The organism is Sphingomonas sp. CFBP 13714 (assembly GCF_014842205.1).
GTDB classification, from domain to species: Bacteria; Pseudomonadota; Alphaproteobacteria; order Sphingomonadales; family Sphingomonadaceae; genus Sphingomonas; species Sphingomonas aerolata.
On record NZ_JACYVG010000002.1, the window covers coordinates 354,573 to 380,293 of the forward strand.

General features: G+C 67.8%; 30 protein-coding genes. 23 read left to right on the forward strand and 7 right to left on the reverse strand.

Going from position 1 to position 25,721, the window contains the following annotated elements:
• Positions 1 to 30: 30 nt before the first annotated feature.
• On the reverse strand, positions 31 to 324 hold the full coding sequence (locus IFT54_RS06025; protein ID WP_037531548.1) for a hypothetical protein: 294 nt from the start codon (positions 322 to 324) through the stop codon (positions 31 to 33).
• A gap of 206 nt (positions 325 to 530) precedes the next feature.
• Here IFT54_RS06025 and IFT54_RS06030 point away from each other — a divergent pair, with 206 nt between their 5' ends.
• The 10 genes from IFT54_RS06030 to tatC all read left to right on the forward strand — a co-directional run bounded on the left by IFT54_RS06030 (position 531) and on the right by tatC (position 9,770).
• Positions 531 to 1,961 (forward strand): DUF1800 domain-containing protein, encoded by a 1,431-nt coding sequence (locus tag IFT54_RS06030; RefSeq protein ID WP_192069958.1) that lies wholly within the window; start codon positions 531 to 533, stop codon positions 1,959 to 1,961.
• A gap of 3 nt (positions 1,962 to 1,964) precedes the next feature.
• The gene (locus IFT54_RS06035) at positions 1,965 to 3,119 is read left to right on the forward strand and encodes a DUF1501 domain-containing protein (protein WP_192069959.1); all 1,155 of its coding nucleotides are present in this window, start codon (positions 1,965 to 1,967) and stop codon (positions 3,117 to 3,119) included.
• A 78-nt stretch (positions 3,120 to 3,197) separates the two neighbouring features.
• A complete protein-coding gene (argS, locus tag IFT54_RS06040; RefSeq protein WP_037530972.1) occupies positions 3,198 to 4,922 on the forward strand; it encodes an arginine--tRNA ligase in 1,725 nt (574 codons plus the stop codon).
• Positions 4,922 to 5,647, forward strand: coding sequence for an SPOR domain-containing protein (locus IFT54_RS06045; protein WP_107045989.1), 726 nt, complete (start codon positions 4,922 to 4,924; stop codon positions 5,645 to 5,647). The genes argS and IFT54_RS06045 overlap by 1 nt, the downstream gene beginning before the upstream one ends.
• A gap of 59 nt (positions 5,648 to 5,706) precedes the next feature.
• Positions 5,707 to 6,729 (forward strand): glycoside hydrolase family 3 protein, encoded by a 1,023-nt coding sequence (locus tag IFT54_RS06050; RefSeq protein ID WP_192069960.1) that lies wholly within the window; start codon positions 5,707 to 5,709, stop codon positions 6,727 to 6,729.
• 33 nt (positions 6,730 to 6,762) lie between these two features.
• Positions 6,763 to 7,521 (forward strand): segregation and condensation protein A, encoded by a 759-nt coding sequence (locus IFT54_RS06055; protein ID WP_244648626.1) that lies wholly within the window; start codon positions 6,763 to 6,765, stop codon positions 7,519 to 7,521.
• Entirely contained in the window at positions 7,518 to 8,129 is a 612-nt protein-coding gene (scpB, locus tag IFT54_RS06060) for an SMC-Scp complex subunit ScpB (RefSeq protein WP_192069961.1), read from the forward strand. Before IFT54_RS06055 ends, scpB begins: the two co-directional genes overlap by 4 nt.
• A 28-nt stretch (positions 8,130 to 8,157) precedes the next feature.
• Positions 8,158 to 8,397 (forward strand): twin-arginine translocase TatA/TatE family subunit, encoded by a 240-nt coding sequence (locus tag IFT54_RS06065; protein WP_031394888.1) that lies wholly within the window; start codon positions 8,158 to 8,160, stop codon positions 8,395 to 8,397.
• 49 nt (positions 8,398 to 8,446) lie between these two features.
• The gene (gene tatB, locus IFT54_RS06070) at positions 8,447 to 8,947 is read left to right on the forward strand and encodes a Sec-independent protein translocase protein TatB (RefSeq protein ID WP_192069962.1); all 501 of its coding nucleotides are present in this window, start codon (positions 8,447 to 8,449) and stop codon (positions 8,945 to 8,947) included.
• Between the two features lie 31 nt (positions 8,948 to 8,978).
• On the forward strand, positions 8,979 to 9,770 hold the full coding sequence (gene tatC / locus IFT54_RS06075) for a twin-arginine translocase subunit TatC (RefSeq protein ID WP_031394886.1): 792 nt from the start codon (positions 8,979 to 8,981) through the stop codon (positions 9,768 to 9,770).
• 77 nt (positions 9,771 to 9,847) lie between these two features.
• Here tatC and IFT54_RS06080 read toward each other — a convergent pair whose 3' ends face one another.
• The 3 genes from IFT54_RS06080 to IFT54_RS20415 form a co-directional block, all read right to left on the reverse strand.
• Positions 9,848 to 9,982 carry an entericidin A/B family lipoprotein gene (locus IFT54_RS06080; RefSeq protein ID WP_031394885.1) on the reverse strand — a complete coding sequence of 45 codons (135 nt, stop codon included), beginning with the start codon at positions 9,980 to 9,982 and terminating at the stop codon, positions 9,848 to 9,850.
• A gap of 272 nt (positions 9,983 to 10,254) precedes the next feature.
• Entirely contained in the window at positions 10,255 to 11,796 is a 1,542-nt protein-coding gene (locus tag IFT54_RS06085; RefSeq protein ID WP_031439352.1) for a sensor histidine kinase, read from the reverse strand.
• 140 nt (positions 11,797 to 11,936) lie between these two features.
• Positions 11,937 to 12,122, reverse strand: a complete 186-nt coding sequence (locus IFT54_RS20415) for a NepR family anti-sigma factor (protein ID WP_146163677.1) — start codon at positions 12,120 to 12,122, stop codon at positions 11,937 to 11,939.
• Positions 12,123 to 12,390: 268 nt separating this feature from the next.
• On the opposite strand from IFT54_RS20415, the gene IFT54_RS06095 reads away from it, so the two are divergent.
• Both IFT54_RS06095 and IFT54_RS06100 read left to right on the forward strand, forming a co-directional pair.
• The gene (locus IFT54_RS06095; RefSeq protein ID WP_031394883.1) at positions 12,391 to 13,194 is read left to right on the forward strand and encodes a response regulator; all 804 of its coding nucleotides are present in this window, start codon (positions 12,391 to 12,393) and stop codon (positions 13,192 to 13,194) included.
• Between the two features lie 343 nt (positions 13,195 to 13,537).
• Positions 13,538 to 14,191 carry a sigma-70 family RNA polymerase sigma factor gene (locus IFT54_RS06100; protein WP_031439350.1) on the forward strand — a complete coding sequence of 218 codons (654 nt, stop codon included), beginning with the start codon at positions 13,538 to 13,540 and terminating at the stop codon, positions 14,189 to 14,191.
• Positions 14,192 to 14,221: 30 nt separating this feature from the next.
• Here IFT54_RS06100 and IFT54_RS06105 read toward each other — a convergent pair whose 3' ends face one another.
• Entirely contained in the window at positions 14,222 to 14,404 is a 183-nt protein-coding gene (locus tag IFT54_RS06105; protein ID WP_192069964.1) for a hypothetical protein, read from the reverse strand.
• Positions 14,405 to 14,477: 73 nt separating this feature from the next.
• Here IFT54_RS06105 and IFT54_RS06110 point away from each other — a divergent pair, with 73 nt between their 5' ends.
• The 7 genes from IFT54_RS06110 to IFT54_RS06140 all read left to right on the forward strand — a co-directional run bounded on the left by IFT54_RS06110 (position 14,478) and on the right by IFT54_RS06140 (position 21,453).
• On the forward strand, positions 14,478 to 17,162 hold the full coding sequence (locus IFT54_RS06110; RefSeq protein WP_192069965.1) for a bifunctional [glutamine synthetase] adenylyltransferase/[glutamine synthetase]-adenylyl-L-tyrosine phosphorylase: 2,685 nt from the start codon (positions 14,478 to 14,480) through the stop codon (positions 17,160 to 17,162).
• Positions 17,155 to 17,619 (forward strand): peroxiredoxin, encoded by a 465-nt coding sequence (locus IFT54_RS06115; protein ID WP_192069966.1) that lies wholly within the window; start codon positions 17,155 to 17,157, stop codon positions 17,617 to 17,619. Before IFT54_RS06110 ends, IFT54_RS06115 begins: the two co-directional genes overlap by 8 nt.
• A gap of 249 nt (positions 17,620 to 17,868) precedes the next feature.
• Positions 17,869 to 19,092 (forward strand): M23 family metallopeptidase, encoded by a 1,224-nt coding sequence (locus IFT54_RS06120; protein ID WP_192069967.1) that lies wholly within the window; start codon positions 17,869 to 17,871, stop codon positions 19,090 to 19,092.
• A gap of 88 nt (positions 19,093 to 19,180) precedes the next feature.
• Positions 19,181 to 19,519 (forward strand): iron-sulfur cluster insertion protein ErpA, encoded by a 339-nt coding sequence (gene erpA / locus IFT54_RS06125; RefSeq protein WP_107932301.1) that lies wholly within the window; start codon positions 19,181 to 19,183, stop codon positions 19,517 to 19,519.
• A gap of 6 nt (positions 19,520 to 19,525) precedes the next feature.
• A complete protein-coding gene (gene xth / locus IFT54_RS06130) occupies positions 19,526 to 20,296 on the forward strand; it encodes an exodeoxyribonuclease III (protein ID WP_192069968.1) in 771 nt (256 codons plus the stop codon).
• Positions 20,293 to 21,114, forward strand: a complete 822-nt coding sequence (locus IFT54_RS06135) for a transporter (RefSeq protein WP_192069969.1) — start codon at positions 20,293 to 20,295, stop codon at positions 21,112 to 21,114. Before xth ends, IFT54_RS06135 begins: the two co-directional genes overlap by 4 nt.
• 96 nt (positions 21,115 to 21,210) lie before the next feature.
• Complete coding sequence (locus tag IFT54_RS06140) at positions 21,211 to 21,453, forward strand: hypothetical protein (protein WP_192069970.1); 243 nt, start codon at positions 21,211 to 21,213, stop codon at positions 21,451 to 21,453.
• 2 nt (positions 21,454 to 21,455) lie between these two features.
• On the opposite strand, the gene IFT54_RS06145 is transcribed toward IFT54_RS06140, so the two are convergent.
• Positions 21,456 to 22,328: a class I SAM-dependent methyltransferase gene (locus IFT54_RS06145; RefSeq protein ID WP_342354772.1), complete on the reverse strand. Its 873-nt coding sequence runs from the start codon at positions 22,326 to 22,328 to the stop codon at positions 21,456 to 21,458.
• Positions 22,329 to 22,369: 41 nt separating this feature from the next.
• Here IFT54_RS06145 and IFT54_RS20420 point away from each other — a divergent pair, with 41 nt between their 5' ends.
• From IFT54_RS20420 to IFT54_RS06165, 4 genes are read left to right on the forward strand one after another with little or no spacing between them, the layout of a single operon-like run.
• On the forward strand, positions 22,370 to 23,098 hold the full coding sequence (locus tag IFT54_RS20420) for a ComF family protein (protein ID WP_244648627.1): 729 nt from the start codon (positions 22,370 to 22,372) through the stop codon (positions 23,096 to 23,098).
• A gap of 31 nt (positions 23,099 to 23,129) precedes the next feature.
• Positions 23,130 to 23,384, forward strand: a complete 255-nt coding sequence (gene grxC, locus IFT54_RS06155; protein WP_031396302.1) for a glutaredoxin 3 — start codon at positions 23,130 to 23,132, stop codon at positions 23,382 to 23,384.
• A complete protein-coding gene (locus IFT54_RS06160; protein ID WP_192069973.1) occupies positions 23,384 to 24,211 on the forward strand; it encodes a carbon-nitrogen hydrolase family protein in 828 nt (275 codons plus the stop codon). Before grxC ends, IFT54_RS06160 begins: the two co-directional genes overlap by 1 nt.
• Positions 24,208 to 24,636, forward strand: coding sequence for a DUF1178 family protein (locus tag IFT54_RS06165; protein WP_192069974.1), 429 nt, complete (start codon positions 24,208 to 24,210; stop codon positions 24,634 to 24,636). The genes IFT54_RS06160 and IFT54_RS06165 overlap by 4 nt, the downstream gene beginning before the upstream one ends.
• Positions 24,637 to 24,654: 18 nt before the next feature.
• Here the strand turns inward: IFT54_RS06165 and IFT54_RS06170 are convergent, their stop codons facing one another.
• Positions 24,655 to 25,656, reverse strand: a complete 1,002-nt coding sequence (locus IFT54_RS06170) for an oligosaccharide flippase family protein (RefSeq protein ID WP_192069975.1) — start codon at positions 25,654 to 25,656, stop codon at positions 24,655 to 24,657.
• Positions 25,657 to 25,721 lie beyond the last annotated feature (65 nt).

Below are 25,721 nucleotides of genomic sequence, written 5' to 3' on the forward strand. Positions count from 1 at the left end.
CCACGCGAAATCGGCTAAGCCGTCAGTGTCTTAGCGTGCAACGGCGGCGATACCGCCGGCTGCGCCCGATGCTTCGGTGGTCGCGAAGGCGACCGGCACGCCGCCCGCCGTACCCGACACGCGGTCGCCGCGCACGATCAGGTGAAATGCCTGGCCCGACGGGAAGCGGCGGCCGTTGATGACCTGGCGGCCGTTCTCGACGCTGCTGGTGTAGACATAGGTGCTGCCTTCATACTCGAAGGACTGCTTGGCTTCCTTGGCCATGCCGATCGTCGAGGTGAGGGCGGCCGCCGCGGCGGCGAGGACGTATACGGTCTTGCGCATGATATGTGCTCCGCAGTGAAAGATCGTACCGGGCGCAATCGGGTGGTCACCCAGCTTTGATGCCCAGAAGATATTGCGGTGCAGCATAAGCAGCAATTGCAAAGGAGTCCGTCGCACTTGCACGGCGTGCACGGCAACCCTTGGTGCCGCGATTGGCATAATCCTGCGACACTCCCGGGCTAGGACCAGACCGCAGGAGATGACGGATGACGCAGGCGAGCATCGCATTGAACCGGTTCGGAATTGGTGCGCGACCCGACGAGGTGGTCGGTAACGGCAGGGACTGGCTATCGGCGCAGATGCCGGCGTTTGTGATCCGCCCGCCGGCGATTGCCGCCGCCCCTGACAGCGCGCGCGTTGCAACCGATCTCGCGAGCTATCAGCAAGCGCAACGTGCGGCTCGCGCGGCCGCACCACCGCCGGATGCCATGCGCACCGCGCCGGCGACACCGCCGGTGCGCAGCGACGCGGTGCGGGCCGCACGACAGGCGATGGGGAAGCAGGCGCGGGACGATTACGGCGCTGCGGTCGCCGCGCGCGCGATCGCTGCGCTCACCACGCAGACTCCGTTCGTCGAGCGGCTCGTGCATTTCTGGGCGAATCACTTTGCGGTGTCGGCCGACCGGCTGACGGTGGTCGGGCTGGCGGGGACACTCGAGTTCGAGGCGATCCGGCCGCACGTGCTGGGCCGGTTCGGCGACATGCTGGCCGCGGTCGAACGGCACCCGGCGATGCTGCTCTATCTCGACCAGGCGGTGTCGGTCGGCCCGAACAGCGCGCTCGGCATGCGGGTCGCGGCGCGGGGCGGGCGCAAGGTCGGGCTGAACGAGAACCTCGCGCGTGAGATCCTCGAGCTGCACACACTGGGCGTGCGCACCGGCTATGGTCAGGACGACGTCACCGAGCTTGCGCGTGCGATGACGGGGTGGACGGTGGCGGGCCTGGGGCGTGGCGGCGGACGGGATCAGGGCCCGGCGGGGCGGTTTCGTTTTGCGGAGGCGGTCCACGAACCTGGCGTGCGGACCGTGCTCGGCAAACGCTATGGAGAGGATGGCGAGGATCAGGCGCAGGCTGTATTGCGCAATCTCGCGGTGAACCCGGCGACCGCGACGCACGTCGCGACCAAGCTCGCCCGGCACTTCGCCGGTGACGTGCCGCCGCCCGCGATGGTCGCGCGTTTGCGGGCGGTGTTCCTGGAGACCGGCGGCGACCTGCCGAGCGTGTACCGCGCGCTGATCGCATCGCCCGAGGCCTGGATCGAGACGCCGGTGAAATTCAAGACGCCCTGGGAATGGTCGATCGCGGCGATGCGTGCGCTGGGCATGACCAGTGTTCAGCCGGGCGCGATCGCCGGCCTGCTGACGCAGCTTGGCCAGCCGGTGTGGAAGCCCGGACAGCCGGCCGGCTATGACGACATCGCCGCGAGCTGGGCGGGGCCCGATGCGATAATGCGCCGGGTCGAGGCGGCGGAGCGGTTCGCCTCGCGCGCGGGCGGGGCGATCGATGCCCGCAGACTGGCGGCGACGCTGTTCCCCGGATCGGTGAGCGCCGCCACGACCGAGGCGCTGGCGCGCGCCGAAAGCCCCGGGCAGGCGCTCGCGCTGCTGCTCGTCGCACCCGAATCGATGCGGAGATAAGCCATGCTCGACCGTCGTCACGTCATCACCTCCGCCCTGCTCGGCGGCCTCGCCAGCGGATTTGCACCGCGCATGGCCTTTGCCCGCGCCGCCACCGCCAAGCGGTTCGTCTTCATCATCCAGCGCGGCGCGGCCGACGGGCTGGGAACGATCGGAGCGGTCGGCGACCCGGCCTTTGCGGGCGTCCGCGGCGATCTAGCCGCGGACTTCGCGTCGGGCGCCAGGCTCGACGGCTTGTTCGCGTTGCATCCCGCGCTTGCGACGACCGCGGGCCTGTATGCGCGCAAGGAGGCGGTGTTCGCGCATGCGATCGCGTCCCCCTATCGCGACCGATCGCATTTCGATGGGCAGAACGTTCTCGAGACGGGCGGCGCCACCGCCTATCAGGTCAAGGACGGGTGGCTCAATCGCCTGCTCGACCTGCTGCCCGCCGATTCGGCGCGCGGCATCGCGGTCGCCGCGACCGTGCCGATGGCGCTGCGCGGCCGGCGGGAGGTCGCCTCCTATGCGCCGTCCAACCTGCCCGATGCGTCCGACGACCTGCTTCAGCGCGTCGCGATGCTGTATCAGGGCGACGCGCAGCTCCATGGCCTGTGGAGCGAGGCGATGGCGACGCGAACCCTGACCAGCGACCTCGCCGCGGCGAACGGCCAGAACGCGGCAGCGACGGGCACGCTCGCCGCACGCCTGATCGCGCCGGCGAACGGCGCCCGCATCGCGATGATCGAGACCGGCGGCTGGGACACGCATGCCGGCCAGCGCGGGCGCCTCGCCGCCCAGCTCAAGGGCCTCGATGCGATGATCGGCGCGTTGCAGACGGGGCTCGGGCCGCTCTGGGCCGAGACGATGGTGCTGGTCGCGACCGAGTTCGGGCGGACCGTCGCGGTCAACGGGACCGGCGGCACCGATCACGGGACGGGCGCGTCGGCGATGGTGCTGGGCGGCAGGGTCGCGGGCGGGCGCGTGATCGCCGACTGGCCGGGGCTGGGGGCAGGGGCGCTCTACGACGGGCGCGACCTCAAACCGACCATGGCGCTCGACGCGTTCATCGGCGGTGCGGTCGCGGCGCATTTCGGCGTCGAGCCCGGCCGCGCGATGGCGACGCTGTTCCCGGCCAGCGCCCGGACCCTGGCGATCGAGGGGCTGGTCCGCACCTGACCGGGGGGGTGCGGGATGAATTGAGCCCGGCCCTGCTTTGAGCTAGAGCCCCCGCTTCCTTACGATACCGGAATTGTCATGACGCTCTATACCCGCTTCGCCGCGCATATCGATGCGGCGCTCGACACGCTGACCGAGGCGGGATTGTTGCCGGCCGGGCTCGACCGCAAGAACGTGACGGTCGAGCCGCCGCGCGATGCAAGCCACGGCGATCTCGCGACCAACGCGGCGATGGTGCTGGCCAAGCCCGCCAAGACCAACCCGCGCGTGCTGGCGGATGCGCTGGTCGTCGAACTCGGCAAGATCGAGTCCGTCGACAGCGCGAGCGTGGCGGGACCGGGCTTCATCAACATGAAGCTGACCGACGATGCCTGGCGCGGCGAGCTGGCCGCGGTGCCGGTCGCAGGCGCCGATTACGGGCGCTCGACGCTGGGCGACGGGATCACCGTCAACATCGAATATGTGTCGGCGAACCCGACCGGACCGATGCACATGGGGCATTGCCGGGGCGCGGTGGTCGGCGACGCGCTGGCCAGCTTGCTCGAATTTGCCGGGCACCGGGTGATCCGCGAATATTATGTCAACGATGCCGGCGGCCAGGTCGATGTGCTCGCGCGCTCGGTCCACCTGCGGTACCGTGAGGCGCTGGGCGAGACGGTGACGATCCCCGAGGGCCTGTATCCCGGCGATTACCTCGTGCCGATCGGGCAGGCGCTGGCGAGCGAATATGGCGACCGGTTCGTCGGCGCGCCCGAAAGCGACTGGCTGGCGATGTTCCGGACGCGTGCGGTCGCGGCGATGATGGTGATGATCCGCGCCGATCTCGCGCTGCTCGGGATCGAGCATGAGGTGTTCTCCTCCGAGGCGGAGCTGCAGGCGCTCGGCAAGCCCGAGGCGGCGGAGGCCGAATTGCGGTCGCGCGATCTGGTCTATGACGGCGTGCTCGAGGCGCCCAAGGGCGAGATGGCGGACGACTGGGAGCCGGTCGAGCTGCCGCTGTTCCGCTCGACGCAGTTCGGCGACGACCAGGATCGGCCGATCAAGAAGTCGAACGGGTCCTGGACCTATTTCGGTGCCGATCTCGCCTATCATTTCCAGAAGAGCCAGACCGCCGACCAGTTGATCGACATCTGGGGCGCGGATCACGGTGGCACGGTCAAGCGGATCGTCGCGGGCGTGGCCGCGCTGACCGGCGGCAAGACTCGGTTCGACGTCAAGCTGGTCCAGATGGTCCGGCTGCTGCGCAATGGCGAGCCGGTGAAGATGTCGAAGCGGTCGGGCAATTTCGTCACGCTCGCCGATGTCGTGAACGAGGTCGGCAAGGATGTCGTGCGCTTCACGATGCTGACCCGGCGGTCGGACGCGCAGATGGACTTCGACTTCGCCAAGGTGGTCGAGGCGTCGAAGGACAATCCGGTCTTCTACGTCCAATATGCGCATGCGCGGATCGCGTCGCTGCACCGGCGCGCGGACGAGGCGGGAATCGCCGCGATCGAGGCGGACCTGTCCCGGCTTGATACGGACGAGCTCGCGCTGATGAAGCTCGCCAGCCAGTTTCCGCGAATCGTCGAAACTGCCGCTACGGCGCGCGAGCCGCACCGGATCGCGTTCTATCTCTACGACTTGGCCGCAGCGTTCCATGCGCTGTGGAATGTCGGCAACGATCGGCCGGAGCGGCGCTTCCTGGTGGTCGAGGATCCCGGCGCCACGGCGGCACGGCTTTTCTTGGCGGACGCAATCGGGCAGATCATCCGCAACGGCCTTGCCATCATGGGCGTCGAGGCGGTTTCGGAGTTGAACTGATGGCCGACGAGATGAACCTGCGCGAGGAAGATCGACTGCCCTGGCTGGAGACGATCGAGTCGGACGATCGTGACGGCCCGCCGATCGCGCGTGTCGTCGCGCTGGTCGTGCTGGGGCTGGGTCTGCTCGCGGCGATCATCTTCGGGGTCTACACGTTGCAGAACCGCGTGCCGTCGGGCGACGGCCAGCTGATCGCCGCGCCAGCGACGCCGTACAAAGTCAAGCCCGACGCGGTCGGCGGCCTCAAGGTCAATGGCGAAGGCGACAGCGCGATCGCCACCAGCGCGGGCAAGGGTGCCGGCAATGGTGCGATCGACCTGACGGGCGTGCCCGAGGCGCCGGTCGCCGGACGCCGTGCGGTGGCGACGTCGACGGGGGCGGACGATCCCGCCGGCCGCAACGCGGTGGCGCAGGTGCCTGCATCGGGCGGCCGGCTGGTCGCGGCCCCGCCGCTTCAGGCGCGGCCGGCAGCGGCGGGCCCCGTCGCGAGCGGATCGCTCGTCCAGCTCGGCGCCTTTCCGAGTGCTGCGGTGGCCAATTCGGCATGGACCAACTTCGCCAAGCGCTTCAGCTATCTCGCGCCGCTGAACAAGTTCGTCGAGCCGGTCGCACGCGGTGGCAACACACTGTACCGGTTGCGCGTCGATGCGGGCAGCGCGAACCAGGCCGCCGATATCTGCGGACGGTTGCGTGTCGCCGGCGAAACCTGCTTCGTCGCCAGCTGATCGTCGCGCTGCGGCAGGTTGAACGTGACGACGCAGGGGCGGTTCGCTAGGCGAGGCGCATGAAGCCCGTCATCTTCGGCCTGTCCGGCCCCGTGCTCACCCCGCAGGAACGCGCATTCTTTGCCGAGTGCGTACCGGCCGGATATATCCTGTTCAAACGCAACGTCGTTGACCGTGCCCAGTTGCGCGCGCTGACGGAGTCGCTGCGCGCGCTGGCGGGGCGCGACGATCTGGCGATCCTGATCGATCAGGAGGGCGGACGCGTCGCCCGGATGGGGCCGCCCGAATGGCCGAGTTTTCCCGCCGGGCCGGTGTTCGACGCGGCCTATGACCGCGCGCCAATGACGGCGATCCAGGCGGCCCGGGCGAACGCGCAGGCGCTCGGGGTGATGCTGAGCGAGGTCGGGATCACGGTCGACTGCCTGCCGCTGCTCGACGTCGCGCAACCCGACACGACCGAGGCGGTCGCCTCGCGTGCGTTCGGGTCCGATCCGATGCGCGTCGCAGCGCTCGGGCGTGCCACGCTGGAGGGGCTGGCCGCGGGCGGTGTCGTCGGGGTCGTCAAGCACATGCCCGGCCATGGCCGCGCGCGCGTCGACACGCATCATCATCTGCCTACCGTCACCGCCACCGATGCCGAGCTGGAGGTCGATCTCGAGCCGTTCCGCACGCTCAACCAGGCGCCGATGGGCATGACGTCGCATATCGTCTTCGACGCGTGGGACGCGGATCGCCCGGCGACGCTGTCACCGGTCGTGATCGACCGGATCATCCGCGACCGCATCGGGTTCGATGGGCTGCTGATGACCGACGACATCGACATGAAGGCGCTGTCGGGCACCGCGGGCGACAAGGCGGCGGGCGCGATCGCGGCAGGATGTGACCTGGTCCTCGACTGCTGGGCGCGCATGGACGAGATGGTCGAGATTGCCGGCCGGCTGGGTCCGATCTCCGCGGTGGCGCGGGCTCGTCTCGATCGTGCGATGGCGTCGGTGGGGCCCGCAGAAGGTGTGTTCGACGATCTGATCGCGACCCGGGATGCGCTGCTCGGCCGGGCCATGCAGGACCCCGCCCAAGTCTAATCGGCTCACGAGCGGGCTGCGACGGATGCGCGGATGCTGTACGCAGCGCGGATGGACGATGCACAGCTGACGCTGGATCTGGATGGATGGGAGGGACCGCTCGACCTGCTGCTGTCGCTCGCGCGCGCGCAGCGGGTCGATCTGCGGACGATCTCGATCCTGTCGCTGGTCGAGCAATATCTCGCTTATGTCGATGATGCGCACACGCTCAAACTCGAACTCGCCGCGGATTATCTCGTGATGGCGGCGTGGCTGGCCTATCTGAAGTCGGCGCTGCTACTGCCCCGCGATCCGTCGGTCGAGCCCGATCCGGACGACCTCGCGCGGCGGCTCCAGCACCGGCTCGAGCGGCTCGATGCGATGCGCGAGGCGGGGGCGCGGTTGATGGCATGCGACAGGACGGGGCGCGACGTGTTCGTTCGCGGCGCGCCCGAGGGGCTGCGGACGGTCCGCAAGGCGATCTGGACGGCGGAGATCTTCGACCTGATCGCGGCCTATGGGCGGGTATCGGGGCGCACCCGGCCGGTGATGCACGTGGTGGTGGACCGCGCGGTCATGACGCTGGAGGCGGCGCTCGAGCGCGTGTCGATGATGGTCGGCGAGCGGCTCGACTGGAGCAGGGTCGAGGCGTTCCTGCCTGCGTCCGCGGTCGTGCCCGGCGCGGAGCGGTTTCGTCGCTCGGCTCTCGCATCGAGCTTCGTTGCGGCGCTCGAACTGGCGCGGCAGGGGCGCGTCGAGCTGCGGCAGGCGGCGCCCTTTGCCCCGCTCTATCTGCGCGCCACGCCGGCATGACGCGGCCCGATGCGCTCGTCCGCGCGGTCGAGGCGGTGCTGTTCGCCGCCGACGCGCCGCTGACGCTCGACGCGATCCGCGCGCATGTCGGGGCGATCGTGACGGCGCGCGACGTCCGCGCCGCGATCGAGGTGCTGGTCGAGGACTATGCGGGGCGCGGCTTCAATATCGTCCGGCGCGGCGATCGCTGGCAGTTCCAGACCGCGCCCGACCTTGCCCATGTGCTGCGTCGCGAATCCGAAGAGCCGCGGCGACTGAGCAGGGCGGGGATCGAGACGCTGGCGATCATCGCCTATCACGAGCCCGTCACCCGCGCCGAGATCGAGGCGATCCGCGGCGTGCAGATCAGCAAAGGGGTGCTCGACGTACTGATGGAGGCGGACTGGGTCCGGCCCGCGGGGCGGCGCGAGGTCCCGGGGCGGCCGCTGCTCTATGTCACGACGGCGGCGTTCCTGGTGCATTTCGGGCTGAAGACCCGTCGCGACCTGCCGGGGATCGACGATCTGCGCGCTGCGGGGCTGCTCGATCCGGTCGATGTCGACGTCGAGGACCGTACAGATCGCGGCAGCCATGAAAGCACTGTGGCAAAGCGTGACGATGACGCCTAGATAGAGTCAGGTTTTCAGGAGAATTGTCATGGGCGGATTCAGCCCGATCCATCTGCTCGTTCTTGCGGTCGTCGCGATCCTCCTTCTGGGCGGCGGTCGGTTTTCCAGCCTGATGGGCGACGTTGCCAAGGGCGTTAAGAACTTCAAGAAGGGCATGGCCGAGCCCGACGACGAGACGCCGGCCAAGCCATCCGCGCGTATCGAAGCCCAGAAGACCGCCGATCCTGCCTTCGATCGCGACGGCAATCGCGTCCGCGAAGACCGCTGAGCCGCGCTTGAAGTTCCCAGACTCGACGGGTCCAGATAGGCGCGCCTGAATGTTCGATATCGCTCCGTCCGAATTCCTGCTCGTGGCGTTCGTCGCGCTCGTCGTGATCGGTCCGAAGGACCTGCCCAAGGCGATGCGCGTCGTCGGCTATTGGGTCGGCAAGGCGCGCGGCGTCGCGCGCCAATTCCGGTCGGGCTTCGACTCGATGGTCCGCGAGGCGGAGCTCGAGGAAATGGAAAAGCGCTGGGCGTCGGAGAATGAGCGGATCATGCGTGAGCACCCGCCGACCGACACCGCGCAGATCGTCCATTCGCCCGAACCCGACATCCATCACGATCTGCCGTCGTCCGAACCCGTGATGGTCGAGAAGCCCGTCGTGCTCCCGGCGTCTGATAGGCCGGCGCCGGCCGGCCTCGATATCGAAGCGCCGGCCCCGGATCACCGGGACAGCGTCGACGCGACACCCGGGCAGGATCGGCACGAACACGCCGTACCGGCTGCCACGCCGTCCGACGCGCGGACGGGCAAGTCCGACGTAGCGTCGTCGTGACCGACTTCCAGACTGCCGAGAGCATAGCGTCATGAGTGAGATCGACGAGAGCCGGGCCCCCTTGCTCGACCATCTGATCGAGTTGCGGCGGCGGCTGCTCTATTGCATCGCCGCGCTGGTCGTGACGTTCGCCGTGGCGATGTATTTCGCCGAGGATATCTTCGGCTTCCTCGTCCACCCGCTGCTCGCGGCGGGGCAGGACACGGTGATCTACACCGAAGTGTTCGAGGCGTTCTTCGTCCAGGTGAAGGTCGCGTTCTTCGCGGCGATGATGCTGTCCTTCCCGGTCATCGCCAACCAGCTTTGGCAGTTCGTCGCCCCCGGCCTGTACAAGAAGGAGAAGAACGCGCTCCTGCCGTTCATCCTCGCCACCCCCGTCCTGTTCCTCACAGGCGCGGCCATGGCCTATTATGTCGCGATCCCGATGGCGCTCCACTTCCTGCTGGGGTTCGACGGCGTAGTCGGCGGCGTGAAGCGCGAGGCGCTGCCGGCGATCGGCAACTACCTGTCGTTCACGATGCAGTTCCTGTTCGGCTTCGGGATCGCTTTCCTGCTGCCCGTGCTGTTGATGCTGCTCGAGCGCGCCGGGATCGTCACGCGCAAGCAGCTCGTCGGCGCGCGGCGCTACGCCATCGTTGCGGCGTTCGCGATTGCTGCGGTCCTGACGCCCCCGGATATCGGGTCGCAGCTGCTGCTCGCGATCCCGCTGACCATCCTGTATGAATTCGCGCTGATCGGCATCTGGTTCACCGAGCGCAGCCGGGCGAAGGCGAAGGCGCAGGATGAGACGTCGGACTCTACTGATATCGCCGAAACGCACTGAGCGATCGGGGCCAGACGTAAAAACGGGGCCCGGTGCAGTTGCACCGGGCCCCGTTTTCGTATCTCAAGCGTAAAGGCTTACTTGGCGTCGCTCGCGGTCTTCGCCACGGTGCGGCCGGCCGAGCTCACGTCCTTGCCGGCGCCTTCGACGGTGTTGCATGCCGACACGATGAGCGCGCTGGCCACAACGGCCAATCCAACCAACTTACGCATAATACTTCCTCCTAAAAGGGCTTGAATGCCACCGAGGGGAGAAATGTACGGGCGCGGGTTTCGTTCCGTTGGTGCAACCAGGCACGCATTTGATTTGGAATGATAAAGGCCCGGAAGCGTCACCGGGGGGGGGGAGGGTGATGCTTCCGGGCCTGTCACTTGGATAGCGAGAGCGGGGGGGCATAAAGTCGCTATCCGAACTATAGAACGGCGCTCGGGAAAGGTGGTTCCTGCCGTTTTCAAGTTTTTTTCGACAAGGTGTTTCGTCGTGCTCAATCGCGCCCGATGACGGCAAAGGCGATCTCATACGCGCCGACCAGCGGGTCATGATGGAGCGCCGAGCGCAACTGGCGTGAAAGGCCTTCCATTACACGGCCATAGCGTGTTGCTGCCTCGCGGAGCGCGTCGCTCTCGATCAGCGCCCGCGAGACGACGCGGAGCACTGCGCGGTCGGGCGTGGCGCCGGGCTGGATCGATACGCGGATCTGTGCCGAAGGATCGCAGGTCATCGCCAGCTCGATCGTTTCGGTCGCAAGAAACGCCACCGCGACGGCGACGTCCTGATTGACGAGGAACGGAGCGACGTCGAGCGTGATGCCGAGACCGTGCGAGCGATCGGGGGCGGTGGCGCGGATGTTGGCCGACAGCTCGCCAAGCATCGTGCGCATGTTGAGCCCGCGATTTTCCTCGAGCTCGGCGAAGTGATTGCGGTGAACGACCGCCAGCGCGTCGACACGGCGCTGGATCGACGAATAGGCCTCGGTCGCGTCGGCGCTGCGTGCACTGCGGGCGTGGAAGTTGATCAGGCTGGAGATCACCTGGAGATTGTTCTTCACCCGGTGATGCACTTCGCGCGTCAGCTTGGTCTGTCGCACGAGCCCGGCCGCCAGGCCCGCTTCGTGCGCGGCAACGGTCCGGCTGATGACCTGGAACGTGTCGCCGAGCTCGCGGATCTCCTGGGCGGGCATGGTGCGGACGGTGCCGGTATCGATGACCTCACCCGGCGTGAACGCGGCGACCGCGGCACGCAATTGCCGCAAGGGACGGATCAGCAGGCGGTCGACGACGAACCAGCCGATCCCCGCCGCCGCCGCCCACATCAGCAGCGGCAGCAGCAGCGCGATGATCAGCGACGAAGTGATCGGTGCGCTGCGGATGCTCGTGCGCAGCGCAAGTCCCGCGACGCCAAGGTCCGTGCGCATCGTCTCCAGCCGGTCGAGCGGTGCCTCGTCGTCGATCGATTCGAGAAGCAGCGCGTCCTGTCCGAGCATCAGCGCGCTGTTGAACTCCAGGGTCTGATTGGACGGCCGGCCGATCCGTTCGAGGAAGGGCTGCGGGAAATAGGCACGCGCCGATGTCTCGCCGCCGGGGCCGGTGATCGCGAGGACCAGGCCGCGGTTCGGGACGATCGCGGCGGCAACGGGGTTGCTGGTCGAATCCAGTGCGACGGCTTCGGGCAGCGCGCGCCCGCACAACACGCGGCCGGCGCGGTCGGTGATGACGAAGCGCGTACCCGAGGAGGCCTGCTGCGCGAACACGCCCTGCGCGCGGGCGCAGCTTGGCGCGTCGGCGGGGTCGAAGCCCAGCGCGTTCACCGCGACGCGCAACGCGGTCATGTCACCGATCAGTTCGATGGCGATCGATCGCGCGCTCTCTGCCGCAGCGACCCGCAACCGTGCACGGGCTTCCGCATCGGCGACACGAGTCGTCTGCAAGGTCGCAAAGATCGCGATCAGCGCGAGCGGCAGAAGCGCTGCACTGAGGATCAGGAAAAGCTTGGCCCCGGTGGGGAGCCGCCCGATCGCGGTGGCGATCTGCGACGGTGGACGAGCCGCCGTCGCATTGGCGTCAACGGAGCTGGTGTCGGTCGGGATCTCTGTAGACCCCGGGGCGGCAGGTGACGGGGTGCCGGATTTGCTCACGGAACCGGTTGGCGAGGCCATGCGGCCCGCCCTCAGTCCAGCTTGCCGAGCAGCGCCAGAAACTCGTCAGGAACGGCTTCCTCGACGGTCTGCTGATAGACCGACCGCAATGCCGTTCCCATCTGCCGATCGCGGGCCGTGTCGCGCGGCTTGCCGGTGCCCTTGCCGGCGGGAGTGCCGGCGGGAGTTTCGTTCTGCGTGTCGTGGCCCAAACTCAAAATTTCCCCCTGCACGACGCACGTAAGATGATGTTTACCATAGGCCGCGGGCGGCACATGACACAGCTAGACCTGCGTCATACACTCGCGGTGATTGTCCGTGAAACCAAATAGCCTCTCGTTAGTTCCCTGTTCGAGCGAAAAATCGATATTGTCGTGGGCGTCGGGCCAAAAGGTTCCGAGGGTCTGGCAATCGGTCGGTCGCGTCATATTCTAGTATCGTCGTCCTCACCGGGCCGGCGTAACGATCAGGGAGTTACCAATACCCATGTCGCTTGGACAGCAACTCGCACCGCATCTTCCCTTTCTGCGGCGCTACGGCCGGGCCCTGACCGGCAGCCAGAGTCATGGCGACAAATATGTTCGCGCGACGCTCGAGGCGATCGTCGCGGCGCCCGATGAATTCCCGAAGGACGTCGATCCGCGTCTCGGTCTCTATCGGATGTTCCAGGCGATCTGGTCGTCGGCGAATTATGACGAGATGGGCGACGAGGGTGTCGGCGATACCGACGGCCATGCCGCAGTTGCTCGCGCACGTATGTCGCGGATGACCCCGCTGTCGCGTCAGGCGCTGCTGCTGACCGCGATGGAGGGTTTCACGCCCGAGGACGCGGCCTATCTGATCGACGTCGATGCGAACGAGGTCGAGGAACTCGTCGCCGCGGCACTGGCGGAAATCGAGGGTCAGACCCGCGCGCGCGTTCTGATCATCGAGGACGAGCCGATCATCGCGATGGATATCGAGACGATCGTGCGCGACCTGGGTCACGACGTGACCGGTGTCGCGGTGACTCGCGACGAGGCCGTGGCCCTTGCGATGGAAGAGCGTCCGGGTCTCGTGCTCGCCGATATTCAGCTGGCTGACGACAGTTCGGGTATCGACGCGGTCAAGGATATCCTTGCCGAATTCGAGGTTCCCGTGATCTTCATCACCGCGTTCCCCGAACGACTCCTGACCGGTGAACGTCCCGAGCCCACCTTCCTGATCACCAAGCCGTTCCAGCGTTCGACAGTGAAGGCGGCAATCAGCCAGGCACTGTTCTTCGATCAGACGACCGTTCCCGGCGCCTGATGCGCCGCTAGACTTGGGCCGGGGTTGCCGTCGACGATATCGTCAGCAACGCCGGCATCAAGTTTTGATAGTTACGGACCCAAAACGGCGTTCGGGGGTTTCAGTCTCATGGTTGACCCAAAAGAGCAGATCCACGTCGCCGGCGAAGACGCCCGCGCCGGCGCAACACCGCATATGACCCGCTATATCCTTGTGATATCACTGGTCCTGGTTATCGCCATTTTTGCATTTCTCATCATTCGATAGCATATGCGTGGCGTGGCGGACCGGTTGATGCCGATCCGTATGCTCAAGATCGCCGTCCTCTGGGCGGCGGTCGTCATTCGGGAACGATCGGAATTTCATGGTACAGCCCGCCCAGCGTGACGACGAAGTCGACGGCGCCGAGCCTCAGGTCGCGCCCGTTGAGCACGTCTCGCTTTCCGATGCCGAGTTCAAGGTCCAGCTTGCCCAGGTGATTCCGCACCTTCGTGCGTTCGGGCGTTCGCTGTCGGGCAGCCGCGACCTTGCGGACGACCTGGTGCAGGAGACGCTGCTGAAGGCGTGGGCCGCACGGCTGCGCTTCCAGGCGGGTACGAACATGCGCGCCTGGACGTTCATCATCCTGCGCAACCTCTATCTGTCACAGATGCGCCGTGCTCGCTTCAAGGGTGAATGGGACGATCTGGTGGCGGATCGTATCCTTGCGGCACCCGCGAGTCAGGACCGGCATGTCGAGCTAGGCGATATGCAGCGCGCATTGATGCATCTGCCGCAGCCGCAGCGCGAGGCGTTGATCCTCGTCGGCGCAGGCGGGTTCGCATATGAAGAGGCAGCGGAGATCTGCAACGTGGCGGTCGGTACGATCAAGAGCCGCGTCGCACGTGGCCGTGTCGCACTCGAGACCATTCTGACGGATGGATCGCTGCCGTCGCGCCGCGATCATGAGACCGACACGACGAAGACCGCACTCGACTCGATCATGGGCGATGTCGAGGAACTGAGCCGCGGGCGTTGAAATAGCCGCCCGCCGCGGCTGGCGTTTGGATCAGTGTGGTCGCGAGGATACAGTGTCGAGTTCTCGCAGCAGCGATATGAACTCGTCGGGCATTCCGGAGTCGCGATCGAACGCACCGCGAAGCGACTGTCCGATCGCATCCGTCTTGCGAGGCGCGCGAACGACCAGATGATCGGTCTGGTCACGGCGAATAGTCGGGTGCAGATGGGTCATGCAGGGTCAACGAGCCTCAAGAGCTTTTGTTGCTACCCTGGCTTGACTTTATAAAAGAATTGTGGGGTGGGGCATGGATAACGCGCATCGGGCGTCGGACATCATCGCCGCAACGCAGCGCGCGCGACGCTGGTCCCCCTTCCTCGCCATGCTCCTCGACCGCGAGCCTGTCCTTGCCACGGAGCTGGCAGAGGGGAGGCTGGATCCCATCCCGGCGCCGCTCGATCTCGACATGCCGGTCGCACGACGCCTCCGCCTCGAACGGCGTGCGCTCGCGCTGAGGGTCGCGATAGGTGATCTCGCGGGGGTGTTCGATCTCAGCGCCGTGACGCAGCAGCTTACCGGGTTTGCCGACCACGCGCTCGACACCGCGATCCGCACCGCGATCGAAGAACGCACACCCGGCGCCGAACCGCGCGGGTTCGCCGCGATCGCGCTCGGCAAACAGGGGAGTGGCGAACTCAATTACTCGTCGGATATCGATCCGATCCTGATCTACGATCCGGCAACGCTGCCGTTGCGCCCGCGCGAGGAACCCGAAGCCGCCGCCGTGCGGATCGGCAAGCGCGTCGTCGAACTGCTCCAGGCACGCGACGGCGACGGCTATGTGCTGCGCGTCGACCTCCGCCTGCGGCCGTCCCCCGAGATCACGCCGATCGCGCTGCCGATCGATGCGGCGATCAGCTATTACGAGGCGCAGGCGCTCCCCTGGGAGCGTGCCGCCTTCATCCGCGCGCGCGGCGCAGCGGGCGACATCGCGCTCGGCCGGCAGTTCCTCGACACGGTCCGCCCGTTCGTCTGGCGGCGCGCGCTCGATTTCGGCGCGATCGGCGAGATTCGCGGCATCTCGCGACGGATCCGCGATCATCATGCGCAGGGTCAGGCCTTCGGGCCGGGCTATGATCTGAAGCGCGGCCGCGGCGGGATCCGCGAAGCCGAATTCTTCGCGCAGATCCATCAGTTGATCCATGGCGGTCGCGACCCCGCGCTTCGCGCGCCGGCCACCCGCGTCGCGCTTGCGCGGCTGGCGGAGGCGGGGTGGATCGGCGGTGACGAGGCGCGCGCGCTGATCGACAGCTACACGCTGCTGCGGACGATCGAGCACCGGGTGCAGATGATCGACGACCGGCAGACGCATGCCTTGCCGACCGGCGATGCGCTCGAGCGGGTGGCGTGGCTGCACGGGCTCGACGGCAGCGCGGCGTTGCTGGCGCTGCTCGCCCCACACGTGGCGGCGACCGGGCGGATCTACGACGCGCTCGACGATGGCGCGGCATCCGGGCTTTCGCATGATCCGACGCGGCTCGACGCCGAGCTGGCAGAGGCGGGGTTTGCCGAACCCGAACCCGCGCGCCAGCGGATCGCCGCGTGGCGGGCGGGGGCCTATCCCGCGCTGCGCAGCAGTGCCGCGCAGGCGGCGCTCGAGGCGGTCCTGCCGACGCTGGTCCCGGCGCTCGCCGCCGCGCCCGAGCCGCAGGCCGCGATGCTGAGACTGGATTCGATGCTCGAGCGCCTGCCGAGCGCGATCAACGTGTTCCGACTGCTCGAAGCACGACCGGCGCTCGCCACGCTGCTCGCGGCGATCCTGAGCCACGCACCGACGCTGGCGGAAGATCTGGCACGGCGCCCCGCGCTGCTCGACGGGCTGATCGATGCGACCGCGCTCGCCCCGGTCGCGGCGCTTGACGCGCTGATCGACCGGATGCGCGCGGGCGAGGCGGGGCTCGATTATCAGGGGCGGCTCGATCACGTCCGGCGCGTGGTCGGCGAACTCCGTTTTGCACTGGGCGCGCAGATCGTTGCCGGGACATCGGATCCGCTCGACGTCGCGGCGGGCTATGCGCGCGTGGCGGAGGCGGCGATCGCGGTACTGGCAGAGGCGACGATTCGCGGCTTTGCCGAGGTCCATGGCCAGGTACCGGGCAGCGAACTCGTGATCCTCGCGCTCGGCCGGATGGGCGGCGCGATGCTGACGCATGCGTCCGATCTCGACCTCGTCTACCTGTTTACCGGCGATTTCACCGCCGAGTCAGATGGCGCCAAACCGCTTGGCGCGACGCTCTACTACAACCGGCTGGCGCAGCGGGTGACCGCGGCCTTGTCGGTCGCGACCGCGGCCGGGCCGCTCTATCAGATCGATACGCGGCTGCGGCCATCGGGGGCGCAGGGGCCGCTGGTCGTGACGCTCGACAGCTTCGCACGCTATCAGCATGAGGAGGCCTGGACGTGGGAGCATATGGCGCTGACCAGGGCGCGGCCGGTCTTCGGATCGGAACCCGCCAGAGCGGCGCTGTCCGCGGTGATCGCCGATGTCCTGACCGGTGCGCGGACCGAGCGCGACGTGGTCGGCGATGCGACGCGGATGCGCGCCGACATGGCCGCGCACAAGCCCGCCAAGGGGCCGCTCGACGCGAAGCTTCTGCCGGGTGGTCTGGTCGATCTGGAATTCGCGACGCATGTCGTCCAGCTCGTCGAGCGCAGCGGCTTCGATGCCAATCTGGGGCGTGCGATCGCGCAGCTCGTTGCCGAAGCGCGGATGCCCGCGACGATGCTCGCCGCGCATGATATGCTGACCCGCCTGCTCGTGACGCTGCGGCTCGTCGCGCCCGACGCGGCGCCGCCCGGCCCGCCGACCCAGGCGTTGATCGCGCGCGCGCTCGGGCTGCACGACTGGCCTGCGGTTCTTGCGGGCCTTGCCGAGGTCCGGCAACAGGTGACCGCGTTCTGGCACGAACTGACAGGAGAGCAGGATGGATGACGGTGCGATGATCCCGGACGTCGCGGTGACGATGCCCGATGGCACGGCCGTTGCGCTCACGACGCTGGCGCGGCCGCTGGTCGTCTATTTCTATCCCAAGGATGATACCGCCGGCTGCACGCGCGAGGCGCAGGACTTTTCCGCGCTCGAGTCGGCCTTCGCTGAGATCGGGGTCGGCGTGCTCGGCGTGTCCAAGGACACGCCCGCCGCACATGCCAAGTTCAGCACCAAGCACGGATTGACCGTCTCGCTGGCGACCGACGTCGATGGCACGGTCTGCGAGGGCTTCGGGGTTTGGGTCGAGAAGGCGATGTACGGCCGCAAATATATGGGGATCGAGCGCGCGACCTTCCTGTTCGACGCGGACGGCCGACTGGCGACATCGTGGCGCAAGGTCCGGGTCCCCGGCCATGCCGAAGCCGTTCTTGCTGCCGCCAAGGCGCTGATCCCGCGATAAAGACCCTTCCACGGGGCAGGGCGCGGCGTCGCCTGGCGGGGCGATTCCCTTTTACCGGTACCATTTGGTTTCAACGGCTCAACGCACGCGCGTCCCGGTCCACCCCAAGTTAGCGGCGCGGCTCTTGCCGAAGTGGGTCAAATCGGCACACATCCTGACTTGTCTGGGACGCGGAGGGGCTGCGGTTCAGGACAGAGTCTTGGCGCCGGGCCCGTTTGCGATCCGGCTCCTGTTTTTTGTCGGGGACCAATGGTCGATATCACCGTTTCCGCTGCAGCCTTAGCCAACCGCGCAGCCTTTCGTATCAAGACGCTCTTCGCCGCGCGGGACTTGACGGTTCACGACGGCCACTCGGTCCGCCGGGTTCGCCTGGGCAGCCGCAAGCAGGCAGCAATGGCCGCACTCAGCGCCGTGACGCTCGGCTTTTCCGGCTATGGTGCCGCGCAGGCAGCCTATGGCGCCGCAGCCGCGACCGGCGTCGTTGCCGCACCCGATTCCGAACTCCAGGTCGCGCAGATGGAGCGCCGCATCGGTCAGATGCAGGCGCGCGTCGCGACCATTCGCCAGACCGCCGCAGCGCACGCCGCGCGCGTCGAACAGCGCCAGCAGCTGATCACCGCCGCCCTGACCGGCAAGGGCGACACCAAGGCGATGGCGCTGGCGACGCTGGCGATCGACCCCGCGCCCGACGCGCTGGCGGCCGATGTCGTCAAGCCGCTGGTCAAGGTCGAAGGCCGCCAGCGCGTTCTCGCCGACGCGGCGCAGACGGTTCTCGATCAGCGTTATGCCGACACCACGGACACCGTGCGCAAGCTCGGCCTGCGTCCCGAACGCGTCGCTGCTGCCGCCAAGCGCACCCAGGCGAGCAAGCAGGCCGCCATGGGCGGACCGCTGGTCGCTGCCGACAGCCCCGAGGCGCTGGCCGATGTCCGCGCCGACGCCCAGTTCCGCACGCTGTTCCAGACCTGGAAGAAGCTCGACACGCTGCAGCAGGGGGTGATCGCGATCCCTTCGGTCCAGCCGGTTCATCTGCTGTCGTTCACCAGCAATTTCGGCATACGTTCGGATCCGTTCCGCGGAACCGCTGCGATGCATGCCGGCGTCGACATTCCGGGTCCGGTCGGAACGCCGATCTACGCCACGGCTGACGGCATCGTCTCGCATGCCGGTCGTCAGGGCGGCTATGGCAATCTCGTCGAGCTCAATCACGGCAAGGGCATCGCGACCCGGTACGGCCATCTCTCGAAGATCCTCGTCGGCGACAATGCCCGCGTGACGCGCGGCCAGCTGATCGCGCTGATGGGCTCGACCGGTCGCTCGACCGGCCCGCATCTTCATTATGAAGTCCGGATCGACGGTCATGCCGTGAACCCCATTCCGTTCCTCACGACCGCCGACTACCTTCTCGCCGCGCAGGATCGCTCGGTCGGTGCCATCCCGGTCTCGACCGACGGTCCTGCGGCGCAGGACTGAGCCGTACGGTTTTCTATCAAGCCCTGTCCGCGGTCCTCCGCGGCAGGGCGAGGTTGCCGCGGATAGCGGGACCGCCTATCTCGGGACCATGGTAACCCTGGCTCCCGACATCATCCTGACCCCCTCCGCTGCGGCGCGCGTCGCCGCCATTGCTGCCCGACAGGGCAAGCCGGCGATCCTGCGCCTTTCGGTCGATGGCGGTGGCTGTTCTGGTTTCCAGTACAAGTTCGGGTTCGCCGATGCGGCCGAGGCGGATGACGTGGTTGCCGAACGCGACGGCGTCCGGCTGGTCGTCGACAGCGTCAGCATCGACCTCGTCCGGGGTTGCGCTGTCGACTATGTCGAGTCGCTCGCCGGCGCGGCGTTCCGCGTGGAGAACCCCAATGCAGCCTCGGGCTGCGGTTGCGGCTCGAGCTTTTCGGTCTGACGCCCGGTGAAGATCGTCACGTACAACATCAACGGGATCAAGGCTCGTCTCCCGCGGCTGCTCGAATATCTTGCCGAAGAGCAGCCCGACATCGTCTGTCTGCAGGAACTCAAGACCAGCGACGAAACCTTTCCGGCCGCGGAGATCGAGGCGGCGGGGTACGGTGTTGTCTGGCATGGGCAAAAGGCCTGGAACGGCGTGGCGATCCTCGCCAAGGGCCAGACCCCCAGACTCCGGCAGCGCGGCCTCGAAGGCGAGCCCGAGGACGAGCACAGCCGCTATATCGAGGCAGAGGTCGACGGACTGACGATCGCCGCGCTGTATCTGCCCAACGGCAATCCGCAGCCCGGCCCGAAATTCGACTATAAGCTGCGCTGGATGACGCGGCTTGCGGCGCGCGCGCGCGTGCTGCTGGCCGAGGAGGTGCCTGCCATCCTCGCGGGCGATTACAACGTGATCGCGAATGACGACGACACGTTTTCGGTGTCGCGGATGCAGGACGATGCGTTGATGCAGCCCGAAAGCCGGAGCGCCTATCGCGCGCTGCTCGGGCAGGGCTGGACCGATGCCCTTCGAACGCAGTTTCCCAAGGGAGGCGTGTGGACCTTCTGGGACTATCAGGCGGGCGCGTGGCAGCGCGACGCGGGCTTCCGCATCGATCATCTGCTGCTCAGCCCCCAGGCGGCCGACCGGATGATCGATGCCGGTGTCGACAAGGCCTATCGCGGCCGCGAGAAGGCGAGCGATCATGCCCCGACCTGGGTCCGCCTGCGATGAACGCACCGGCGGGGCGGCCTGCGACACGGCTTGCCGCGAGTGTGCTGGCGACGCTGCTGCTGGCCTGTTCGACCCAGGTTCGCGCGCAGGAGCGGGACTATTGCCCTGAACGCCCGGGAATCGATACGCCCTCCTGCACCATGGAAAAAGGCCGCGTCTCGGTCGAAACCGCGCTTGCCGACTGGACGCGCGACGACGGGGCCGGCTCGCGCGAGGACAGTGTCCTGATCGCAGATACGCTGGTCCGGGTCGGGGTCAGCGACACGGTCGAGGCACGGGTGGGATGGACGCCGTTCGGCCATGACCGGACGCGGGACGAAACGGGGATCGACGTCGCAGACCGCATCGGCGACGTGTCACTGAGCATGAAGGCCAGCCTGAGCCATCCCGACGGCAAGGGCCTGTCGATCGCCGTCCTGCCGTTCGTGACGCTGCCCGTCGGCCGGTCGCCGGTCGGCGATGGCGACTGGGGCAGCGGGTTGCTGCTGCCGGTGACATTCGAAATGTCCGATACGGTGTCGCTCGACCTGACACCCGAAGTCGATGCCGCAGTCGACGATGACGGGCATGGCCGGCACCTGGCCTATAGCAGCGCGGTCGGCCTCGCCTTCACGCTCGACAAGGCGGTGACGCTGAATGCCGAACTGCAGGCGCTGCGTGACGATGATCCGACCGGCCGCAGCACCCAGGCACTGGCTGCACTGTCGCTCGCCTGGATGGTCCGCGACGATCTTCAGTTTGACATTTTCGGGGCGGCGGGCTTGACCCATGATACCCCCGACGCGCGGCTATATGCGGGGGTCGCACGGAGGTTCTAGATGATTGCGGTGCTGATCGGACTGCAGGCCGTCGCTGGCCCTCCACTGCCGCGCGAACTTCGCCCCCCGGTCGCCCGGACGGCGACCCCCTGTCCCGTGACGCCGCCCGGTGGCGAGATCGTCGTCTGTGGCCGGCCGACCGACCAGCGTCTTGCACGGCTTCCCACGCCGCCCGTCAGTTCACCCGATGCACCGATGACGTTCCGGCTGCCGGGCGGCGGGACGGGCAATGTCCATGCAGTCCAGAGCACGCTGCCGGGGGCGACTGGATCCGGGGCGGTAATCACGCTGCGCATCCCGTTTGGTCCGGGTCGCCGAGCGGCCGACCCCGCCCGTTAGGCTCAGGCCGGGTCGCGGGGCCGGGTCCGGAGCGCATCGCTGAGCGAGGCGGTGCCGCTGCCGCGTCGCGCCGGCTTGGGCTGTGACGGGGCGGGCGACCAGCCGGTGAGGAAGATGATCTCGAACCGTTCGGCGGTCCGCCCGTCCGCGTCGGCGAGCTCGGCAAAGGCCTGTGCGAGCCCCGCCAGCGCCTGCCGGCCGAGCGCGCTGCGCCCCGCGAGCACGTTCGTCGCCGCCATCCCGCGAAGATCGCCGAGCAGGCGCCCGACATCGCGGTAGCCGACGTTCAGCGTCTCGATGTCCGCCACCGGCAGCGCGAAGCCCGCGCGCATCAGCAGATCGCCCGCCGAGCGGACGTCGATCTGCGGATGCAGCCGCGCGGCGGGTCGCTCCGCCTCCGCCACCCGCAACGCCTGGCGGAGTGCCGGCAGGCTCCCGGCCCCGACGAACGCGCCGAGGAACAGTCCATCCGGGCGCAGCACGCGGCGGATCAGCGACAGCGCGCCGGGCAGGTCGTTGACCTGGTCGAGCACGCCCGCACTGACGACGAGGTCGAACGATGCGTCGGCAAAGGGCAGCCGGTCCTCGTCGGCCTGAACCCCGCCCGCGTGCGCGGCAAAGCCGTGGCCCGCATCGCAGCGTACGACCCGCGCGCCCGGGGGCGCGGCGAACGCGCCGTCGAAACATCCGAGATCGAGAATGTCGGCAAAGTCCCGCGTCACCGCATCGAGCCGCTCGGCGATCCCGTCGAGCATCGTCGCGCGCACGAAATCCGCGTCGGCATAGGCAGCGCGCGCGCGGTCGCGACGCTGGCGGCGGGCGACCCGGTCGAAGATTTCCGGGGCGCTGCCTTGGCTGGGGTCTGGGATCTGCACGCCGCGCTTGTGCCGTCTGCATGCTTTGACGACAAGGGCGGATGCGGTTGCTCGATCCGATTGGCGCGGTGATCCGGCTGGCGCTGCCGCCGCGCTGCCCCGGCTGCGGCAGTCCGGTGGCGGCGGACCATCGGTTCTGCGCAAGCTGCTGGAACGGCCTGCACTTTCTCGGTCCGCCCTGGTGTGCCGCGTGCAACCGGCCCTTCGCGCATGATCGCGGCGACGGCGCATTGTGCGCCGCGTGCCTCACCCAGCCGCCGCGTCACGCGGGCGTCCGCGCCGCGGTCGCCTATGGACCGGTGGCACGTGGACTGGCGCTGCGGTTGAAATATGGTGGCCGAACCGCGTTCGCCGCGACGATGGCGCGCGCCATGCACCGGCTCATGCCCGAGCAGGCGGCGCTGATCGTGCCCGTGCCGCTGCACCGCTGGCGGCTGTGGTCGCGCGGGTTTAACCAGGCGGCGCTCATCGCGACGACACTCGCGAACCTGTCGGCCGTGCCCGCCGACCTGAATGTCCTCGTCCGGACGCGGCAAACGACCGTGCTGCGCGGGCTCGGCAGGCGTCAGCGCGGCAAGGCGGTGGCGGGCGCCTTCGCCGTCGCGGCGGGCGGGCGCGACCGGCTGCGCGGCAGGGCGGTCGTGCTGATCGACGACATCTATGCGAGCGGGGCGACGAGCGCGGCGTGCACCGGCGCGCTGCTCGCGGCGGGGGCGGAATCGGTGACGATCCTGTGCTGGACGCGTGTTCTGGACGACACCAATTATTGACAAGCGCGCGGTCAGACCACACCTGAAAATAATGGCTAAAGTTGAAATCTACATCAAACAATTCTGCCCCTATTGCACGCGGGCGATGAAGCTCCTTGCCGCCAAGGGCGTCGAACCGGAAACGTTCGACGTGACGATGGGCGGGCCGAAGAAGAAGGAGATGGTCGAGCGCTCGGGTGGTCGCATGACCATGCCGCAGGTGTTCATCGACGGGAAGCATATCGGCGGGTCGGACGACCTTGCCGCGCTCGATGCCCGGGGTGGGCTCGACCCGCTCCTGGCCTGATGCCCCGCATCGCGCTTCTGCAGATGACCAGCGGGATCGATCCAGCGGTGAATGCCGCCACGCTGGTAGCTGCGATCCGGTCGGCGGCAGGGCAGGGCGCGGTGATGCTGTTTACCCCGGAAATGTCGGGTCTGATCGATCGCGATCGCGCGCGGGCCGCCGCCTCGATCGTGGCCGAGGCCGACGACCCGGTGCTCGCGCGGGTCTGCGCGGCCGCGGCCGAGGCGGGGATCTGGGTGCATCTCGGCTCGCTCGCCGTTCGCCGGGCAGACGGGCGATTTGCCAATCGCGGGTTCGTGATCGATCCGTCCGGCACGATCCGCGCGCGCTACGACAAGCTCCATCTCTTCGATGTCGATCTGCCGACGGGAGAAAGCTGGCGGGAATCCGCGGCCTATGCCGCGGGGGATGCAGCGATCGTCACGCAGACCCCGATCGGCATGCTGGGCGCATCGATCTGTTATGACCTGCGATTTCCCGATCTGTACCGCGCGTTGAGCGATGCCGGTGCGACGGTCCTTTCGGTTCCGGCGGCGTTCACCAGGCCGACGGGGGCGGCGCATTGGCATGTCCTGCTCCGCGCCCGGGCGATCGAATCGGCCTCCTACGTCGTCGCCGCGGCGCAGACCGGCGTCCACGCCGATGGTCGCGCGACCTATGGCCATTCGCTGGTCATCGATCCCTGGGGCACGGTCGTGCTCGACATGGGTGAGGCGGCGGGTCTCGGCTATGCCGAGATCAGTCCGGACAGCGTGGCGGACGTCCGCGCGAGGATCCCCGCGCTCGAGCATCGGCGTCCGATTCCCGGCGTGGCCGTGATCCGGTGATCGTCTTTGACCTGAAATGCGGCACCGGGCAGGTGTTCGAGGCATGGTTCGGCTCGAGCGCGGCCTACGAGGCACAGCGCGCCGCCCGCCAGGTTGAGTGCCCGCTATGCGGCGATGCAGAGGTGGCGAAGGCGGTGATGGCGCCGGCCGTCTCGGGCAAGGGCAACCGCGTGCCCGAGGGGCCGACGCCTGCGCGGATGAAGGCGATGATGACGATGCTGGCATCGAAACAGGCGGAACTGCTCGCGTCATCGCGCTGGGTCGGCGGCGCCTTCGCGGATCGCGCGCGCGATGCCCTGGGGGACGAGGCCCCCACACCGATCCACGGCCAGGCCAGCCTCGCCGAGGCCAGGGCGCTGGTCGAGGACGGTGTCGCCGTGCTGCCGCTGCCGCTGCCGGTCACGCCACCCGATACGATCAACTAAAGATGAGGTCGCCCCGCCTTACCCCGTAACGCGCGCGAGCACTGGTGTCAGCGCCGACTTGATCTCGAAGAACAACGGGTGCTTCAGCAGCCGCAGCGCGATGCCCCACAGGGCGATGCCGATGCCGACAGCGAGGACGATCGGGACCAGCGGCGTCGTTGCGGCCCAGCCATGCCAGGCCATGACGATGATCGCCGGCGCGATCGCGACGCTGGTGGCGATCCCGCTACGCAGATAGATGGCGAACATGTCGCGGTACTGGCTGTCCGTGATCCGGCGAATATGCGGCATGTAGAGCACGCAGGCAAAAATCGCATCGATGACCTTCGCCATCGCGGCGGCCTCGATGCTGATGAAGCAGGCTGCCGAGAATACGACGAAGCCGACGATGCTGCGCACGAACTCGAAGCGTGCCTGACGGCCGGTTTCGTCGGCGATGATGAACAGATCCCACGCCATCGCGATGGCGGTGTTGAATACGCCGACGACGCACAGGATCGACAGGCACATCGCGATCGAAACCCATTTCGCGCCATAGATGAGCAGCACGAACGGCCCCGACAGCACGCCAAGCCCCAGGAAAGTCGGCCACATCAGCGCGGTGAACAGGGCCAGCGCGTTCTGATAGCGCGGCCCGATCGGCAAGCCGGCGCGGATCCCCGCGGCAAAATCGACGAACATGATGCGGCAGATCACCAGGAACACGCTGTCCCACAACATGCTGAAAATGTTGCCGGACCTGGAATATAAGCCGAGCGCGGCCAACCCCAGCAAGCGGCCGAGCGCCATATCCTGCAACCGCGAAAAGACCCGGGAAATGCCCAGCGTGGCGAGCACGTTGATGCTGAACCGATGCACGTCGCGCCAGTTGTCGAACCCGACCCTGACCCTGGCATGATGCGGCGCGAGGCCGATCGCCATCGCGGTGCTGATCAAGGCGGCGATGATCTGCCCATAGGCAAAGCTCATATAGCTCTGGCCCGCGACCGCGAAGGCCACGGTGGCGATCGTGCCGGACAAAGTTAACCAGCTGGAGTATGGAATATATTGCTGAGAACCGCCCATCCATCCAAGTGACTTGCGCA

What these genes read in the sequence shown, in the direction of transcription:
- IFT54_RS06025 (WP_037531548.1), bottom strand. Translation starts at nt 324, where the DNA reads ATGCGCAAGACCGTATACGTCCTCGCCGCCGCGGCGGCCGCCCTCACC.
- IFT54_RS06030 (WP_192069958.1), top strand. Translation starts at nt 531, where the DNA reads ATGACGCAGGCGAGCATCGCATTGAACCGGTTCGGAATTGGTGCGCGA.
- IFT54_RS06035 (WP_192069959.1), top strand. Translation starts at nt 1,965, where the DNA reads ATGCTCGACCGTCGTCACGTCATCACCTCCGCCCTGCTCGGCGGCCTC.
- argS (WP_037530972.1), top strand. Translation starts at nt 3,198, where the DNA reads ATGACGCTCTATACCCGCTTCGCCGCGCATATCGATGCGGCGCTCGAC.
- IFT54_RS06045 (WP_107045989.1), top strand. Translation starts at nt 4,922, where the DNA reads ATGGCCGACGAGATGAACCTGCGCGAGGAAGATCGACTGCCCTGGCTG.
- IFT54_RS06050 (WP_192069960.1), top strand. Translation starts at nt 5,707, where the DNA reads ATGAAGCCCGTCATCTTCGGCCTGTCCGGCCCCGTGCTCACCCCGCAG.
- IFT54_RS06055 (WP_244648626.1), top strand. Translation starts at nt 6,763, where the DNA reads ATGCTGTACGCAGCGCGGATGGACGATGCACAGCTGACGCTGGATCTG.
- scpB (WP_192069961.1), top strand. Translation starts at nt 7,518, where the DNA reads ATGACGCGGCCCGATGCGCTCGTCCGCGCGGTCGAGGCGGTGCTGTTC.
- IFT54_RS06065 (WP_031394888.1), top strand. Translation starts at nt 8,158, where the DNA reads ATGGGCGGATTCAGCCCGATCCATCTGCTCGTTCTTGCGGTCGTCGCG.
- tatB (WP_192069962.1), top strand. Translation starts at nt 8,447, where the DNA reads ATGTTCGATATCGCTCCGTCCGAATTCCTGCTCGTGGCGTTCGTCGCG.
- tatC (WP_031394886.1), top strand. Translation starts at nt 8,979, where the DNA reads ATGAGTGAGATCGACGAGAGCCGGGCCCCCTTGCTCGACCATCTGATC.
- IFT54_RS06080 (WP_031394885.1), bottom strand. Translation starts at nt 9,982, where the DNA reads ATGCGTAAGTTGGTTGGATTGGCCGTTGTGGCCAGCGCGCTCATCGTG.
- IFT54_RS06095 (WP_031394883.1), top strand. Translation starts at nt 12,391, where the DNA reads ATGTCGCTTGGACAGCAACTCGCACCGCATCTTCCCTTTCTGCGGCGC.
- IFT54_RS06100 (WP_031439350.1), top strand. Translation starts at nt 13,538, where the DNA reads ATGGTACAGCCCGCCCAGCGTGACGACGAAGTCGACGGCGCCGAGCCT.
- IFT54_RS06105 (WP_192069964.1), bottom strand. Translation starts at nt 14,404, where the DNA reads ATGACCCATCTGCACCCGACTATTCGCCGTGACCAGACCGATCATCTG.
- IFT54_RS06110 (WP_192069965.1), top strand. Translation starts at nt 14,478, where the DNA reads ATGGATAACGCGCATCGGGCGTCGGACATCATCGCCGCAACGCAGCGC.
- IFT54_RS06115 (WP_192069966.1), top strand. Translation starts at nt 17,155, where the DNA reads ATGGATGACGGTGCGATGATCCCGGACGTCGCGGTGACGATGCCCGAT.
- IFT54_RS06120 (WP_192069967.1), top strand. Translation starts at nt 17,869, where the DNA reads ATGGTCGATATCACCGTTTCCGCTGCAGCCTTAGCCAACCGCGCAGCC.
- erpA (WP_107932301.1), top strand. Translation starts at nt 19,181, where the DNA reads ATGGTAACCCTGGCTCCCGACATCATCCTGACCCCCTCCGCTGCGGCG.
- IFT54_RS06135 (WP_192069969.1), top strand. Translation starts at nt 20,293, where the DNA reads ATGAACGCACCGGCGGGGCGGCCTGCGACACGGCTTGCCGCGAGTGTG.
- IFT54_RS20420 (WP_244648627.1), top strand. Translation starts at nt 22,370, where the DNA reads ATGCGGTTGCTCGATCCGATTGGCGCGGTGATCCGGCTGGCGCTGCCG.
- grxC (WP_031396302.1), top strand. Translation starts at nt 23,130, where the DNA reads ATGGCTAAAGTTGAAATCTACATCAAACAATTCTGCCCCTATTGCACG.
- IFT54_RS06160 (WP_192069973.1), top strand. Translation starts at nt 23,384, where the DNA reads ATGCCCCGCATCGCGCTTCTGCAGATGACCAGCGGGATCGATCCAGCG.